This window comes from Reinekea sp. G2M2-21 (assembly GCF_015687175.1).
GTDB lineage: Bacteria > Pseudomonadota > Gammaproteobacteria > Pseudomonadales > Natronospirillaceae > Reinekea.
Window position 1 is genome coordinate 260,409 of the sequence record NZ_JADPQG010000001.1, and the last position, 15,581, is coordinate 275,989.

Consider the following 15,581-nt stretch of genomic DNA (forward strand, 5'->3'; position numbering starts at 1 on the left):
ATTATATAAGTATGCTGAGCGCCAAACCACCCACGGATAATATCAGTGCCCATTACCGTTACGCGAGCATTTGGCCAGAATGACCGCAACCACGCAACGATGTTGCGAATAATTAAAGACTTGCCTGCACAACATGAGCTTCATTCTGTGCTTGGTCAGTGGCATGCTACGCCAGATAAATTTGATCTCTGGTTGGGGGTGTTCAACGAACGAGTCGTTGGTTTTACCTTAGTCAAAGGCAGCGATATAGAGGCTATTGCGGTACACGGTGCGACTCGAGGTCGTGGTGTGGGGCACCGAATGTTGACCCTGGTGATTCAACAATACGGCGCGTACTCGTTAAAGTTGGTGTCGCCGCAGGGGTTGTTTAAAGTCCTTTTTGATGAGACACAACAATAACAAGTTTGCTTTATTGTGAATAATAAGCACTAAAGCTTTTTAAAATTTGAAACGCAGATAAGAGGCAGAAACGTGAAACAATCGTCTGAAGTCTTGATTGAAGATGAAATTCAAACTCGGGTGCGGTTATACGATTTTTCGACGGGCAAACAAACCTTTTTTCAATGGATTGCCGGCATGGTACCCGCCTGTGAAGGCAAGAGGGTGCTAGAACTGGGATGCGGCAATGGTGCGATCTGGCGTGATCTGATGCCTAGGTGGCCGAATTGCGACCTGACCCTAACCGATATTGCCGATGATGTGCTGGCAGCTGCTCGTGAAACGCTGGCGCCACTGTCCGACATGGCCAATAGCATTGAATACTTACCTACCGACTTCAACAACCTGCCTTTCGCTGACGCCAGTTATGATATTGTTATCGCGAACCATAACCTCTATTACGCTCAGGATGTCTCGTCAGTTTTAGCGTCGATTGCCCGTATATTAAAACCGGGCGGTATGTTGGTCTGTTCCACCATTGGCGAAGATCATCTGCACGAATTAGTCAGTACTTTGCGTCAGTTTAGTGATGATCTACCTTGGGGGGCGGAAGCTTGGGCCGGAAAGTTCGGTCTAGATAATGGCGCCAAGCAGCTATTTAAACACTTTGCCCGTCTTGATCAGTTCGAATACGACAATAATCTGCACGTAAACTCTATAGAACCGGTTATTTCCTATCTTAAGAAAACCATGAAAGGCGCATTGTCTGAGTGGGTATGTGACAACATGGCCCTAGTGACAGAAGCGCTTGAGCAAACCATGAACAGCAAAGGGTATATTCGCCTGACACCTCATTCCGGTTTTTTTGTAGCTTATAAAGTGTAGTCGAAGAACACCCTTCAACGGAGCGCAGCGCTTAGCGTTGCGCCTCAAGCTTCTCCAAAAATAAATGAGCAACCTGATGACATGAGGCGCTAACTTGGTGCGCTTTTCCTATATGATGCAATATTTTAGTGCTCTAGGTTGTTTTTTGGCACCTTCTTTGTGCGTCTAGTGTTAATCTCAACGTAATCAATACAGTCAGTTTTTTAGGATAGATACCGTGCTCAGGTGCAAGGTTCTGTTGCCAATTCTGTAAGATTGAGTTTGACGCACTGATTTAAATGGCGCTAGCTTTGGGAAAACCGCTTAGTAATCAAGAGTCTGGCCTGTTTCTTGCGTTAGCAAGCTCATCTGAAAAAAGGGTTCACTCGGTGGAAAATCAAGATTCCGCATTTCGACGCGTGGTCGAGCACCAATTTACAGCAGTTGCTGTTTTGGACAGTGAGTTTCGGGTTGAGCATATCAATTCATCCGCAGAACTGTTGCTCGTGCGTTCGGAGAAACAATTAATAGGTCAACGTTTCGATAGTCTGTTTGCTAACGCGGACGACATTCTACAAGTGTTGGCATCGGCCATCGATGAAGGTGCCTCGGTATCGGTGCGTTCCGCTACCTGGGAGTTGGTGCATCGTGACAGCCTGACGTTGGATTTTATTGTCAGCCCCTTTATGGAGGGTGGCGAGCTGCGGGTTATCCTGGAAATGGTGCCGGCCGACAGGGCTGTCCGTATCAGCCGCGATGAGGGTCGTATCGACCAGTCTGAGACCAGCCGGCATTTGGTTCGGGGATTGGCTCACGAGATTAAAAACCCCCTTGGCGGGATTCGAGGTGCAGCGCAATTGTTGGCGTCTGAGTTGCCGAATGAGGACTTGCAGGAGTACACCAAGGTCATCATTGAAGAAGCCGATCGTTTGCGCAATTTAGTCGATCGGTTGCTAGGCAGTCATCAGTTGCCCGAGTTTCATCAGTTGAATATCCATCAAGTATTGGAGCGGGTCTCATCGCTGCTGAAAGCAGAGGTTGGTGGTCGTATTGAGCTGGTTCGAGATTACGATCCGAGCATCCCGGAAATGACGGGTGATGAATCTCAACTTATTCAGGTTTTTCTAAATATTGCGCGTAATGCATTGCAGGCGCTAACGGAAAGTGATGTGCCAAATGCTCAGATAATTTTTAAAACGCGCACTGTTCGGCAGTTTACGATTCGACAGAGTCGCCACCGTATCGTGGTGCGCATTGATGTCATTGATAATGGCCCTGGTATTGCAAAAGACCTGCTGGAAAAAATCTTTTATCCGATGATTTCCGGTCGGGCTTCCGGTACCGGATTGGGACTTTCGTTGGTGCAGCAGTTTGTTGAGTTGCATAACGGAATGGTGGAGTGTGAAAGCGATCCAGGGCGTACGCAATTTAGTGTTTATTTTCCTTTGGAGGCATTAAATGTCTAAGGCGAAAAATGTTTGGGTCGTTGATGACGACCGATCGATCCGCTGGGTTTTGGATCGAGCGCTGAGTAAGCAGGGGCATGAATGTACTGTTTTTGAAAATGGTGAAAGCCTGCTACGCAAAATCCAAACGCTTACGCCGGATGTCATCATCAGCGATGTGCGAATGGATGGCATGGACGGTCTTGAACTGTTGACCCGTTTGCAGCAGGATCGCCCCGATATTCCCGTGATTATCATGACGGCGCATTCGGATTTGGATAGTGCGGTATCTTCATTTCAAGGGGGCGCGTTTGAGTATCTACCCAAACCCTTTGATGTAGATGAGGCTTTGGCACTGGTCGAGCGTGCTATTGAGCACCGCGCGAAACAGTTTCCCCCGGAAGAAGCCGTTGCGGCAGAAACTCAAACAGAAATCATTGGTGAAGCACCGGCCATGCAGGAGGTTTTTCGCGCGATTGGTCGATTATCACAGAGTAATATTACGGTATTGATCAATGGTGAATCTGGAACCGGTAAAGAACTGGTTGCTCAAGCTCTACATAGACACTCTCCGCGCAAAGAGCATCCTTTCATTGCATTGAATATGGCGGCGATCCCTCGGGACCTGATGGAGTCTGAACTGTTCGGTCACGAAAAAGGCGCATTCACCGGTGCACAAAATCAGCGTCGAGGTCGTTTTGAGCAAGCCGATGGCGGCACCCTTTTCCTTGACGAAATTGGTGATATGCCATCCGAAACACAGACCCGATTACTTCGTGTACTGGCCGATAGCGAGTTTTATCGAGTGGGCGGTCATACGCCTATTAAAGTGGATGTCCGAATTATTGCGGCAACGCATCAGAATCTGGAAAAATTAGTTCAGGATGGACGATTCCGGGAAGATTTGTTTCACCGCCTGAATGTTATCCGTATTCATATTCCGAAACTGTCGGATCGGCGCGAGGATATTCCTAAATTACTGGAATTCTTCTTGCATAAAGCAGCCAAGGAGCTTGGTGTTGAACCCAAGTCTTTACGCCAGGATACCGAGTCTTACCTGTCACGTTTGCCATGGCCGGGTAATGTTCGTCAGCTCGAGAATATCTGTCGTTGGATCACGGTGATGGCCTCTGGTCGTGAAGTGCTGGTCAGTGATTTGCCGCCAGAGTTGGTTGACGACGTTGGTGCCGAAGGGGGACATGAAAACTGGGAGCAGTCGCTGCGTAACTGGACTGACCGGGAATTGGCTCGCGGTGAAAAGCGAATATTGGACCTGGCCGTACCCGCGTTTGAACGGGTTATGATTGAAACTGCGTTAAAACATACTGCGGGTCGACGAAGGGATGCAGCAGAACTACTGGGCTGGGGGCGAAATACCCTAACCCGAAAAATCAAAGAGCTGGGTCTGGATGACGGCTCCAGCGATGAAGACGAATAAGCGACATCCTCTGGGTGGTCAATTGGTTTTATTAACTGACCATGTAGTAGATTATTGGCCGCTTTGTTTTTGGGTAGGCTAGGTTACAGGTGATACGTTGATTTAGTCATTGCTTTGGAAATCAACGTCATCACTTGCTTAACCGGTTGTGGAAAATCCACACCGCCTGCTTCCAACGCATTGGTCGCATGTCGCTGCTCATCTTCCAGCATCTTTTGCAAAATCGCCCGGCTTTTATGGTCTTTATCCTGAATTTGTTCCAGGTGGTTTTGCAGATGCAGACTGACCTGGTCTTCCGTGGCCGCGACAAACCCCAATGACCACTTATCACCAACGAGCCCAGCCAACGCACCCATTGCATAGGACATGCCGTAAAAAGCTGGATTCAACAGGCTGGTGCGACCCTGTAACTCTCTGATTCGGGTTTCACACCAGGCCAAATGGTCCAGTTCTTCATCCGCTGCCTGATCCATTGCCTGACGGACATCTGGCAGACGCGCTGTTAATGCTTGGCCTTTATAGAGAGCCTGAGCGCAGACTTCCCCTGTGTGATTTATGCGCATCAAACGCGCAATGTGCTGCTTTTCCGCAGGATCTAAATTCTCTGATTCAGTCTGTGTGTTTGCCGGACTGGGCGTCGTGGCGGTGACCGCACCGGGTGATAGCGTGCGTAATGCGTTGTTCAGGTGACCGACGAAACGATCAGAAAAAGAGTGATTTCTTCGCATGGTGGTTTTCCCGGTTGGTGACTATTTTCGGCATGGCCAATTTTAATGTTTGACTCAACGCGCGTGCGGAGACAGGTTTTGACAAAACGAACTCAATCCCGCTTTCTTTATCGCTGAAATCTGAGGCGACGTCGTCGGCACCCGTCATCATAATGATGACAATTTCACGGTTCAGGCCGCCATCCTGGCGAATCCGCTGCGCTAACTCAAGTCCGCTCATGGACGGCATATTCTGGTCGAGAATCAAAACATCAATTGGTTCGCCTTTGTGATACTGATTGTGCAGGTTGGCCAGTGCGGACTGACCGTTACTCATACTGAGTACCTCGGCGCCCCAGCTCATGGCAAGATGCTCGATCACCTTACGACAAGTGAGGTTGTCGTCAACGACCATCAAACGCAGTTCTTCAATCTTGATGGCTTCAGCATCAGTTTGTGCAGAACTGTTGGTCGACGCCCGCGTCAACGGCAAGTCGACCCAGAATGTTGTGCCCATACGCAACTCGCTGGACAGTGATAGTTGCCCACCCAACAAACCCACCAGATACTTACTGATGGGCAATCCGAGGTGGACATCTTTTGGCAGTTGTTGTTGATCGTTATTAGCATCTGGAAAATTATACAGAGTAGCTTTGGCGTCTTTGGCTATCCCAGGTCCGGTGTCCGTTATGGAAAAGCGGATTCGTTGGTTTTGCCACGGTTTAATCTGCACCAACACTTCGCCGTGTTCGGTGTACTTCAATGCGTTGTCGAGCAGGTTTGACAGGATCTGGCCGATGATATGTGCGTTACCCCGGTATCGGGTGGGTATTTCAGGGGCAATGTCCAGTACAAGTTCCAAATGTTTGCTATGGGCAATACGTGAGAACGGCTGGACGGTATCCTCAATCAGGTCATAAAGATCAAATTCATCTTCACTTTCCGGTAGCCGGTTTAAACCAATGCGAATGAGATTTTGCAGTTGGTCAGCTTCTCTCAGCAATGAAAAGCCCGCAGTCTGAATTGTATTGACGTATTCCTGTTGGTGTGCTGACAGTGTCGTGTCCTGTAATAGCTCGGCCATACCCAGTACGCCATTAATCGGACCACGGATTTCATGGTTGAGTTTTCTTAGCAATGGCCAATGAACATCAGGAATAGACAGTCCTTCGACTGCCACCCGTGCTCCTTTGATTTTTGCGGCAATCCAACTGGACCAAGTGACAAATGCGGCAGCGCACAGGATTAGCAAACTCATCCAGATTTTCATGGGCTCAAAGGCGGATAGCAGACCCACGAGCACCAGAGTCGTGGTAATGAAATACAACAGCACTGCTACCAGTCCAACCAGTGCCAGGCGTTCTGAGAGTGAATGAGGACGACGTTCAAACCAGAAAATGCTAATGATAGTTAATCCAACGGGTATCAGGATAATCTGTACTGGCAGCAGTTTGGCGGTGAAGGGCAGCGTAGAAAGCACAGCCAGTACGACAAAAAAGTGACTAACCCATACCAGAGTGTCCCCCAACCAACTGGTAAAGGTTTCGGTACGAACCAATGGTAAAAACCGGGCGAGACTTAAGAGGATAATGAAGGCGCCTAGGTTGTTTGCTGCGACTTCAACCTGAGGAATCCCTGCTGCCCACCAAGCAATACTGCCGGTCCAGCCCATTAGGTTTAACGTAAAGCCAAAAACACACAATGTGCTCCACAAGGCCACTTTCATGCGATGTCGATAAAAACTGAGCAGACAAATGACCAGGGCAATGATGAGTAAACTGGTGATGAGAGTCATAAACTGCACATGGGTGCGGGTTTCGGCCAATAGTGAGTTTTCGTCAATGAGTCGGATGCTCATGTTCGTGGCTATTAAAGGTACGATTTTCAAATAAATCTGTTGATATCCGGTTTGAATCTCAATGGGCAATACAAAATTGCCCATTTGATAAGGCCGTTGGTTATAAGCCGTGTCTGTGCCAGTGGCGACGCGACTGTAACCGCGTCCATCATCGATGTCGTAAAACAATTCAATGGAATGCAAAAAGGGCGTGTCCACGGTTACGAACATTCGTGATGGCTTACCGGTGGGATTATTGACGGCGAAGGTCAACCAAGTTGTTTCAGAGACTTGATTGTATTTGAGAATATCGCCGTGTACGGGTGAAAATTGCCGTGCGATACTCGGTTTACTCACCTGTAAAATGGAAAAATCTTCGTCAGCGGTATTTAGATAATCGCTGTACAGTGTGACCTGTGTATTCAGATAACTTTGATTGATCAGGATGGTATCGAAGCTGAAAACAGCGGCCGGTATCAACAGTAAACAAATGATCAGCGATAATCGCTTCATATGCGCGGAACATCCAGTGTAAACGAAAGGTTAGTATAACGATCTCACTGGATGCTGTTAACAATCATTTGCGGTCCCCTTGTATTCAAGTGAGTAGAGGACACTACTCACCTGTTGGGGCCTGTTCAGCGGTTAATTGCTTTGTGGCCAATATCAGTGCGGTAATACACTTTATCCCAGGCAATTTCCGCAACGCCTGCGTATGCCTTCTGTTGTGCTTCTGCTACAGAGTCGCCTAACGCTGTGACACACAGAACCCGGCCACCGTTGGTCGCAATGCGACCATCGTCAGTTTGCTTGGTACCAGCTTGAAATACTTTGCTGCCGGTGGCATTCGCGGCGTCGATACCTGAAATAATATCGCCTTTGGCATAGTCGAATGGGTATCCTCCAGCGGCCATGACCACGCCTACCGCTGCTTGCGAAGTCCATTGTGCGTCCTGTTCTGCCAGGTTGCCGTGTATGGCAGCCAGACACAGACCCGCCAGGTCAGATTCCAAACGCATCATGATCGGTTGAGTTTCTGGATCCCCAAACCGGCAATTGTATTCGAGTACAAAAGGTGTATTGTCGGCACCGACCATAATTCCGGCGTAGAGAAAGCCGCGATAACGGTTGCCTTCGGCATTCATGCCTCGAACGGTTGGCATAATGACTTCGGCCATGATGCGATCATGAATATCCTGCGTGACGACCGGAGCAGGAGAGTACGCACCCATGCCGCCCGTGTTGGGACCTTTGTCACCGTTATCTCGTGCTTTGTGGTCTTGCGAGGTTGCCAATGGCAATACATCTTCACCGTCAACCATGACAATAAAGCTGGCTTCCTCACCGGTCAGGAATTGTTCAACCACAACTCGCGCGCCCGCATCGCCAAACTTGTTGCCCGAGAGCATGTCTTTTACCGCAGCAATAGCTTCCGCGTTGGTTTGGGCTAGAATCACACCTTTTCCAGCGGCCAGACCATCGGCTTTAACCACAATGGGCGCGCCTTTATCTTCAATGTAGGCAATCGCTTCGGATTCGTCGGTGAACACCCCGTAGAATGCGGTCGGGATTTTGTGACGGGCCAAAAAGTCCTTGGTGAAGGCTTTAGAACCTTCGAGTTGTGCTGCCGCTTTGCGCGGTCCGAAAATCGCCAGGCCGGCGTTTTCAAAATAATCCACCACGCCTTCTACTAGCGGGGCTTCTGGTCCTACGATAGTGAGTTCGACGCCATTATTCTTTGCAAATTCAGCCAAAGCCGGAAAGTCCAGCGCATCAATGGCGACATTTTCCACGCCAGCCTCATTTTTCGTTCCTGCATTGCCTGGGGCCACAAAAACAGTCTCAACTTTCTGCGATTGAGCGACTTTCCAGGCCAGTGCGTGTTCCCGACCACCATTACCAATGATTAGAACATTCATAAAAAACTCCTTGCTTACTCAGTGACGGAAATGGCGCATGCCGGTGAAGACCATGGCTATGCCGTGTTCATTTGCTGCGGCGATGACTTCTTCATCTCGCATGCTGCCACCAGGTTGGATGACAGCGGTGACACCCATTTCGGCTGCTTGATCAAGGCTATCGCGGAATGGCAAAAAGGCCTCAGACGCCATTGCCGAGCCGGCAATGTCGATGTTTTGGTCTTTGGCTTTAATGTTGGCGATGATGGCACTGTAAACACGGCTCATCTGACCAGCGCCAATGCCGGTACTTAATCCGTCTTTGGCGTAAACAATGGCATTGGATTTCACAAACTTAGCGACTTTCCAGGCAAACATCAGATCCTGAATCTGTGCTGGCGTGGGTTTTACCTTCGTCACCACTTTCAAATCTGATTCGCTGATCATACCCAGGTCGCGGTCTTGTAGGAGCAAGCCTCCGTTAACCCGTTTATAGTCCAGTGACGGAACCGCAGGACCCCATTGGCCACAGGCCAATAAGCGGATATTGGGCTTAGCCGCCACAATCGCCGCTGCATCAGCAGCCACGCTGGGAGCGATGATGACTTCGACAAACTGCTTGCCGATAATGGCTTCTGCGGCGTCTTTGTCCAGCTCTCGGTTGAACGCAATAATGCCACCGAAAGCAGACGTGGTATCCACGGAAAACGCGCGTTGATAGGCTTCTTTTAGTGTTTTACCGGTTGCAACGCCACAAGGGTTTGCGTGCTTAACGATAACGCAAGCCGGTTCTGCGAAACTTTTTACGCATTCCAGTGCGGCATCGGTATCGGCAATGTTGTTGTAGCTCAGTTCTTTGCCCTGCAGCGTGGTAATCGTGGAAATGCCGGCTTCTTTCTCGCCCGATTCCACATAAAAAGCCGCACGTTGGTGAGGGTTCTCGCCGTAACGCATGGATTGTTTCAGTTCAAACTGGCTGTTGAAAGTCAGTGGGAAATCGGTTCGTGCGGGTACTTCTGCTGGGGCCGTTTCAGCCGGAACCGTACCGAGATAATTGGCAATCATGCCGTCATACTGTGCAGTGTGTTCGAAGGCGGCTCTGGCCAGCGCAAAACGGGTCGCGGTTGTGAAGCCACCTTCGGCATCCCATTCAGCAATAAGGTTCTGGTATTGCTTGGCATCGACCACAATAGCGACATCTTTGTGGTTTTTGGCAGCAGATCGCACCATGGTTGGCCCACCAATATCGATGTTTTCGATCGCATCGGCCAGGACGCAATTTTCTTTGGTAATGGTTTGCGCAAATGGGTACAAGTTCACAACCACTAGATCGATAGGATCAATACCATGTTCCGCCATCACGGCGTCATCGGTTCCTCGGCGACCCAAAATCCCCCCGTGTATCAGTGGGTGCAGCGTCTTGACTCGGCCATCCATCATTTCTGGAAACTCGGTGACACTGGACACTTCGGTGACTTCGATATCATGCTGTGCCAGTAATTTATAGGTACCACCTGTTGAGATCAGGCTGACACCACGCTCACGCAATGCCTGGGCGAATTCTACGATGCCGTCTTTATCCGATACGCTAATCAGGGCGCGCTTTGGGGTGACAACAGAAGAGTTTTGGCTCATAGGGTCCTCGGGTTTCCATTTAATATTTTAAAACTGAATGATTGGTCAGGTTGGCTGCACGCCATAAACAACAAAGGCGACCGAGGTCGCCTTTATCTGGGATTACAATAAGCCGTATTGTTTCAGCTTCTTGCGCAGCGTGCCTCGGTTCAGGCCGAGTATCTTGCTGGCTTTGGTCTGGTTGTCCCGGCAATAGCGCATGACGGCTTCCAACATTGGCGCTTCTACTTCGGTCAGAACCATTTGGTGAACATTGGTGACGTCTTGACCATCCAGGTTGGCGAAATAGTTGCGCATGGCAATTTCGACACTGTCACGCAAGGTTTGAGGGTTTTCAGCCGCAGCCTGAATATTAAGTGTGTCTTTGTTTTCGGTGATGGGTGCAACGGAATCGTAGTTCATGCAGCGGTTTCCTTTAGTCTGTCAAATTGTTCAAAAATTGAAGTCACGGCTGAAAGCTGCTTGTGGCTGCTTTCAATCGCATGAATATGTTTGTAGTCAGACTTTGCAATGCCTTGGGCTTTGAAATACCAGCCCAGGTGTTTGCGGGCAATTCTGACGCCCATGTATTCACCATAGAAATCGTGCAACGCCTCTATGTGGCTCATCAGCGTTGTTTGTACTTCGTTGATCACCGGTGGGCTTAATTCTTCACCGGTGGTCAGAAAATGGTTAATGGATTTGAAAATCCATGGATTTCCCTGTGCCGCGCGACCAATCATCACGCCATCTGCGCCAGTTTCGTCCAGAACCTGTTTCGCTTTCCGGGCGCTGTCTATATCGCCATTGGCCAGCACAGGAATACTCACTGCCTGCTTAACGGCGGCGATGGTGTTGTATTCGGCTTCACCACGAAACGCATCTGCACGTGTGCGACCGTGTACGGATAGCAATGCGATACCCAAATCTTCGGCCATGCGTGCAATACTGACGGCGTTTTTTTGGGTCGCGTCCCAACCGGTACGAATTTTAAGCGTGACCGGAACGTTGACCGCTTCTGTGACCGCTTTAAGTATGTCGAAAACCAGCTCTTCGTCTTTCATCAGCGCTGATCCAGCCGCTCGATTACAGACCTTTTTAGCCGGACAGCCCATATTGATGTCGATGATCTGGGCGCCGATTTCGACGTTTACTCTGGCAGCATGGGCCAGCATGTCTGCATCGCCGCCCGCTATCTGCACACTTATGGGTTCAGCTTCTCCCTGGTGATTCAAGCGCCAACGAGATTTGTTGGTTTTCCATAAACGAGTATCGCTGGTGACCATTTCAGATACCACAAAACCCGCCCCTAAACTGCGGCATAACTTGCGAAACGGCTGGTCGGTAACTCCGGCCATGGGGGCAAGCACGGTTCGCTCTGCTATCTGGTAAGGTCCGATCGAATACACAGTGGATCGTTCAAAAATTGCTCAAATCAAGGGCGCGGAATGATAGCGGGTCTTTTCGTCTAATGAAAGCTTGACAGAGCGATTATTGAGGTTTTTTTACAGGTTATTTTTTGCGGATAATGAAAGCTAAACTGAGGCCATTGAATTTTTGAAAAAACAACATAAATTCAATGGCTTAGAGCGCTGTTCAAGTGAGTATCAATTGCTGTTGCGTTTTAAAATCAACTGATAATTGACCGCACTTTTGGCAGGCGTTCGGATCGGGAATGAAATGTATACCCGGGTATTGATGGGCATGAGTTCCACACCTGTCAGCTCACCTTTCAGGTAGTTGTCAGGGTGAAAGCTCTGGTCAGCCACTAATTGACCGTTTACGTCGGTGTATTGCATTAGCAGAGTCGGGAAGGGTTGTTTGAATGGCGCTTTATTGGTTAATACAACGTCAACCATTCTGATGTCCTGCAACAGAGGGTCTTTGTGTTCTCGCACCAGAACTGACGTCCGGATAGCGTCCAGGTCAACTTGCTCTGGAAGTGTGCAACCAAACAGGTCACAGGCTTGTTGATACAGGCCTCGCCACTGATCCATCCGCGCATAGGTGTCGCGTGTAAGCCAAGCGAACTGACCGGCCAACAGCACCAGAAGTAATATGACAACGAGCCAGCCTAAAGGTCGCAGGCGATGCAAGCGGTCATCGGCATTGAAGTCCAACTCGATTTCCTGACTCGCTTTGCTCACTACTTGTGAGGCTGAAGGTGTAATGAACGTCCCTGTACTGCCAAAATCGTCGTCAAAATCCATCAGATTCTTAGTCTGGGTCGTCCTTTGCTCTCTAGGGGCAGGTCGCCGCTGACCGACGTCTCTCGACTCGAACACAGCTGGGTTGGATGGTTTGCTGGTGGTTTCTTTTTCAATTTCTTCCAACATGGATTCAGCCCAACTTTCATCGTCGGTGTCGTCATCCAAAATATCGGTTTCCATTTCCTGGGTTTCGCGTTGGAAATGGTTGGGGGTCTTTTGCGTGTTCGATGAATCGTTCAGATTCATGAAGCTGTCAGACAGCTCACCCAGACCATCGTCCTGTTCATCTTCATCAAATAACGAGTCGTCAGCGCCGTCTTCAAACAGAAAATCATCGTCATCGCCGTCGGCAAACAAGAATTCAGTATCGTCTTCATCGTCACTGGTAAAGCCAAACTCCTCCTTTGGAGGCGGTGGCGGCGTTGAGGCGAGTGGATTGCGTTTGGCAGCGGGTTTGGCCGCTGGTTTTACGGCTCTGGCTGCTGGTGTTGGTGCTGGTTTTTTAGCCGCAGGTGCTGATTTTATTGGAGTCGCAGCCGGTTTTTGAGCAGGAACAGCAGTAGTGACAACATGGTTGCGGGCACTGAAGACCTGCAAACAGGCTCCACAGCGGACAGACCCGTTGGCAACAGCCAATTGTTCGTTTCTTACCCGAAACGAGGTTCCGCAGTGCGGGCATTGGGTTATAAATGAATCTGCCATTGTGCTGTATGTCCTAGCGTTCCGTGCGTCCAAATTAATGTTAAATATGCTCTAAAAACCGTAGCTTAGCCCAGAAAGTTTATGAAAGCTCTCAAGTTAATGCAATTGTCTCGCCAAAACCATCGTGTTTGTCAGCGGATTATCCCTTTTTCGCTTAAAGCTTATAGCCACTCAAACAGACCCAGCCCTCTTTTTCGAGTGTTGGTGCGAATTGGATGTTGCTCTTGAATGCATCGATAACCGCCTCAGCCTGATGCGCAAGAATACCCGATAACACCAGCGCACCGCCAGTGATCACCCGGTTGCAGATGTCTTCCGCTAAATCGCACAGCGTACCCGCCAGTATGTTTGCGACGACCACGTCATATTGAGGCTGAAGTTCTTTGGGTTGTGTCGTTACCCGATAGCGATCCGATGCAATAGCATTAACTTGCGCATTGTTTTGAGTGGCTGTCATGGCCTGCGGATCTATGTCGATACCTTCCATCCGTTGAGCGCCAAGCAGCAGAGCCGCCAAACCCAGAATGCCTGAACCACAGCCGTAGTCCAAGACCTGTTCGCCCCCTTTAATATGCTCATCAAGCCATTTCAGGCACAGGAAAGTCGTTGGGTGAGTACCGGTACCGAACGCCAGGCCAGGGTCGAGCTTCAGGTTAATTGCCTCTGCAACAGGTGCGTCTAACCAGGTCGGGACAATCCAAAGCCGCTGGCCGCATTGAATGGGTTGAAAGTTATCCATCCATTCCCGTTCCCAGTCTTTGTCTTCAACAATCTCGGTTTGAATGCTGGCGATCTGTAAATGGTGTTCGGCAACAACTTGCTCGATTCGCTTGACCAATTCCACTGCGTCGACGTCGTGTTCGAAAAGCCCTTGAACCGTCGTATGCTCCCATAAGGGTGTCGTTCCCCGGATGGGTTCAAATACCGGTTGATCCTCCGTATCGAGCAGAGTGACCGCCTGACATCCGTTGATCAGTAGCGCGTCTTCTAGAATTTCGGTGTGATTTGGAAGAGTGGGGATTTTAATTTGTAACCAGGGCATGAATATCGTCTACGTAAATTTTGGAATATCGTAGCAGAATTCATTGGATAGGCGGAAAGAAAAGAGCGGTTGGTGTTCCAGCCGCTCTTTCAGGATTTATTGCTCTTCTGCCAATTTCTTTTCTAGGTAGTGAATATTAACCCCACCTTTAGCGAACGCCGCATCGACGACCAGTTTTTTCTGCAGATCGGTATTGGTCTTAATGCCGGCCACCACCAGTTCATCCAGTGCTGAGCCCATGCGCAATAATGCCTCTGAACGTGTGGGTGCGAAAGTAATCAGTTTGCCAATCATAGAGTCATAGAAAGGCGGCACGGAATAGCCCGCATAAATATGCGAGTCCCAGCGTACGCCAAGCCCACCAGGGGAATGGAATTGGGTAATCCGCCCTGGGCTGGGCATGAATGTTTTCGGGTCTTCCGCATTGATTCGACATTCAAAGGCGTGGCCTCGAATGACAATATCTTCCTGCTTGTAACTGAGCTTCATGCCCGAGGCAATAATCAACTGCTCTTTGATGATGTCGACACCTGTGACCATTTCCGAGACTGGATGCTCCACTTGCACACGGGTATTCATTTCAATGAAATAAAAGTGGCCATCTTCGTACAGGAATTCAAACGTTCCGGCACCGCGATAGTTGATGTCGATACAGGCTTTGATGCAGGCGGCTTGGGTTTTGGCTCTTGCAGCTTCATCAATATGAGGTGCCGGTGCTTCTTCCAAAACTTTTTGATGACGTCGCTGCAGCGAACAATCACGATCACCCAGGTGGATGGCATTGCCTTGTCCATCCGCAATGACCTGAATTTCAACGTGGCGTGGATTGGTCAGGAATTTCTCCATGTATACCGTACCATCGCCAAATGCAGCTGCTGCTTCAGATTGGGTCACCTGAATGGATCCTAACAGGTCATCTTCTTTGTGAACGACTCGCATACCGCGTCCACCACCACCTGCGGCGGCCTTGATGATCACGGGGTAACCAATGCGCAAGGCAATTTCCTTGCATCGAACCGGGTCAGTCGGTACCGCGCCGTCAGAGCCGGGTACGGTAGGTACCCCTGCTTTTTTCATCGCTTCAATCGCGGATACCTTATCACCCATCAGACGAATAACGTCGGCAGTCGGACCGATGAATTTAAACCCGGATTTTTCAATTTGTTCAGCAAAATCGGCACGTTCCGCCAAAAAACCGTAGCCTGGATGGATCGCGTCGGCGTCGGTGACCTCAGCAGCAGCAATAATGGCCGGTATATTCAGATAGCTTTCAGTGGATGACGCTGGGCCAATACACACCGCTTCATCCGCCAATTTGACGTGTTTCAAATCACGATCCGCTGTGGAGTGCACTGCGACGGTTTTTATGCCCAGTTCCTTACAGGCGCGCAAAATTCGCAGGGCGATCTCACCACGGTTCGCAATCAGTACTTTGTTCAGCATGAT

13 protein-coding genes are annotated in these 15,581 nt (G+C 49.6%); 4 read left to right on the plus strand and 9 right to left on the minus strand.

What is annotated here, in order from left to right:
• The first annotated feature begins 45 nt into the window (after positions 1-45).
• The 4 genes from IYN85_RS01115 to glnG all read left to right on the plus strand — a co-directional run bounded on the left by IYN85_RS01115 (position 46) and on the right by glnG (position 4,125).
• The gene (locus IYN85_RS01115; protein WP_196157019.1) at positions 46-399 is read left to right on the plus strand and encodes a GNAT family N-acetyltransferase; all 354 of its coding nucleotides are present in this window, start codon (positions 46-48) and stop codon (positions 397-399) included.
• A gap of 72 nt (positions 400-471) precedes the next feature.
• A complete protein-coding gene (locus IYN85_RS01120) occupies positions 472-1,263 on the plus strand; it encodes a methyltransferase domain-containing protein (protein WP_196157020.1) in 792 nt (263 codons plus the stop codon).
• A gap of 368 nt (positions 1,264-1,631) precedes the next feature.
• Entirely contained in the window at positions 1,632-2,708 is a 1,077-nt protein-coding gene (gene glnL, locus IYN85_RS01125) for a nitrogen regulation protein NR(II) (protein ID WP_370592132.1), read from the plus strand.
• Positions 2,701-4,125, plus strand: coding sequence for a nitrogen regulation protein NR(I) (gene glnG / locus IYN85_RS01130; protein ID WP_196157022.1), 1,425 nt, complete (start codon positions 2,701-2,703; stop codon positions 4,123-4,125). The genes glnL and glnG overlap by 8 nt, the downstream gene beginning before the upstream one ends.
• An 83-nt stretch (positions 4,126-4,208) precedes the next feature.
• Here glnG and coq7 read toward each other — a convergent pair whose 3' ends face one another.
• The 9 genes from coq7 to accC all read right to left on the minus strand — a co-directional run bounded on the left by coq7 (position 4,209) and on the right by accC (position 15,578).
• Positions 4,209-4,853 (minus strand): 2-polyprenyl-3-methyl-6-methoxy-1,4-benzoquinone monooxygenase, encoded by a 645-nt coding sequence (coq7, locus tag IYN85_RS01135; RefSeq protein WP_196157023.1) that lies wholly within the window; start codon positions 4,851-4,853, stop codon positions 4,209-4,211.
• A complete protein-coding gene (locus IYN85_RS01140) occupies positions 4,828-7,182 on the minus strand; it encodes an ATP-binding protein (protein WP_196157024.1) in 2,355 nt (784 codons plus the stop codon). Before IYN85_RS01140 ends, coq7 begins: the two co-directional genes overlap by 26 nt.
• A gap of 125 nt (positions 7,183-7,307) precedes the next feature.
• The gene (gene purD / locus IYN85_RS01145) at positions 7,308-8,588 is read right to left on the minus strand and encodes a phosphoribosylamine--glycine ligase (RefSeq protein WP_196157025.1); all 1,281 of its coding nucleotides are present in this window, start codon (positions 8,586-8,588) and stop codon (positions 7,308-7,310) included.
• Positions 8,589-8,606: 18 nt separating this feature from the next.
• A complete protein-coding gene (gene purH / locus IYN85_RS01150; RefSeq protein WP_196157026.1) occupies positions 8,607-10,202 on the minus strand; it encodes a bifunctional phosphoribosylaminoimidazolecarboxamide formyltransferase/IMP cyclohydrolase in 1,596 nt (531 codons plus the stop codon).
• 102 nt (positions 10,203-10,304) lie between these two features.
• Positions 10,305-10,604: a DNA-binding transcriptional regulator Fis gene (gene fis / locus IYN85_RS01155; RefSeq protein ID WP_196157027.1), complete on the minus strand. Its 300-nt coding sequence runs from the start codon at positions 10,602-10,604 to the stop codon at positions 10,305-10,307.
• Complete coding sequence (gene dusB / locus IYN85_RS01160) at positions 10,601-11,539, minus strand: tRNA dihydrouridine synthase DusB (protein WP_230390547.1); 939 nt, start codon at positions 11,537-11,539, stop codon at positions 10,601-10,603. Before dusB ends, fis begins: the two co-directional genes overlap by 4 nt.
• 249 nt (positions 11,540-11,788) lie before the next feature.
• A complete protein-coding gene (locus IYN85_RS26245; RefSeq protein WP_196157029.1) occupies positions 11,789-13,093 on the minus strand; it encodes a DUF3426 domain-containing protein in 1,305 nt (434 codons plus the stop codon).
• A gap of 154 nt (positions 13,094-13,247) precedes the next feature.
• Positions 13,248-14,135 carry a 50S ribosomal protein L11 methyltransferase gene (prmA, locus tag IYN85_RS01170; protein ID WP_196157030.1) on the minus strand — a complete coding sequence of 296 codons (888 nt, stop codon included), beginning with the start codon at positions 14,133-14,135 and terminating at the stop codon, positions 13,248-13,250.
• 96 nt (positions 14,136-14,231) lie between these two features.
• Positions 14,232-15,578: an acetyl-CoA carboxylase biotin carboxylase subunit gene (gene accC / locus IYN85_RS01175; protein ID WP_196157031.1), complete on the minus strand. Its 1,347-nt coding sequence runs from the start codon at positions 15,576-15,578 to the stop codon at positions 14,232-14,234.
• Between the last annotated feature and the right edge of the window lie 3 nt (positions 15,579-15,581).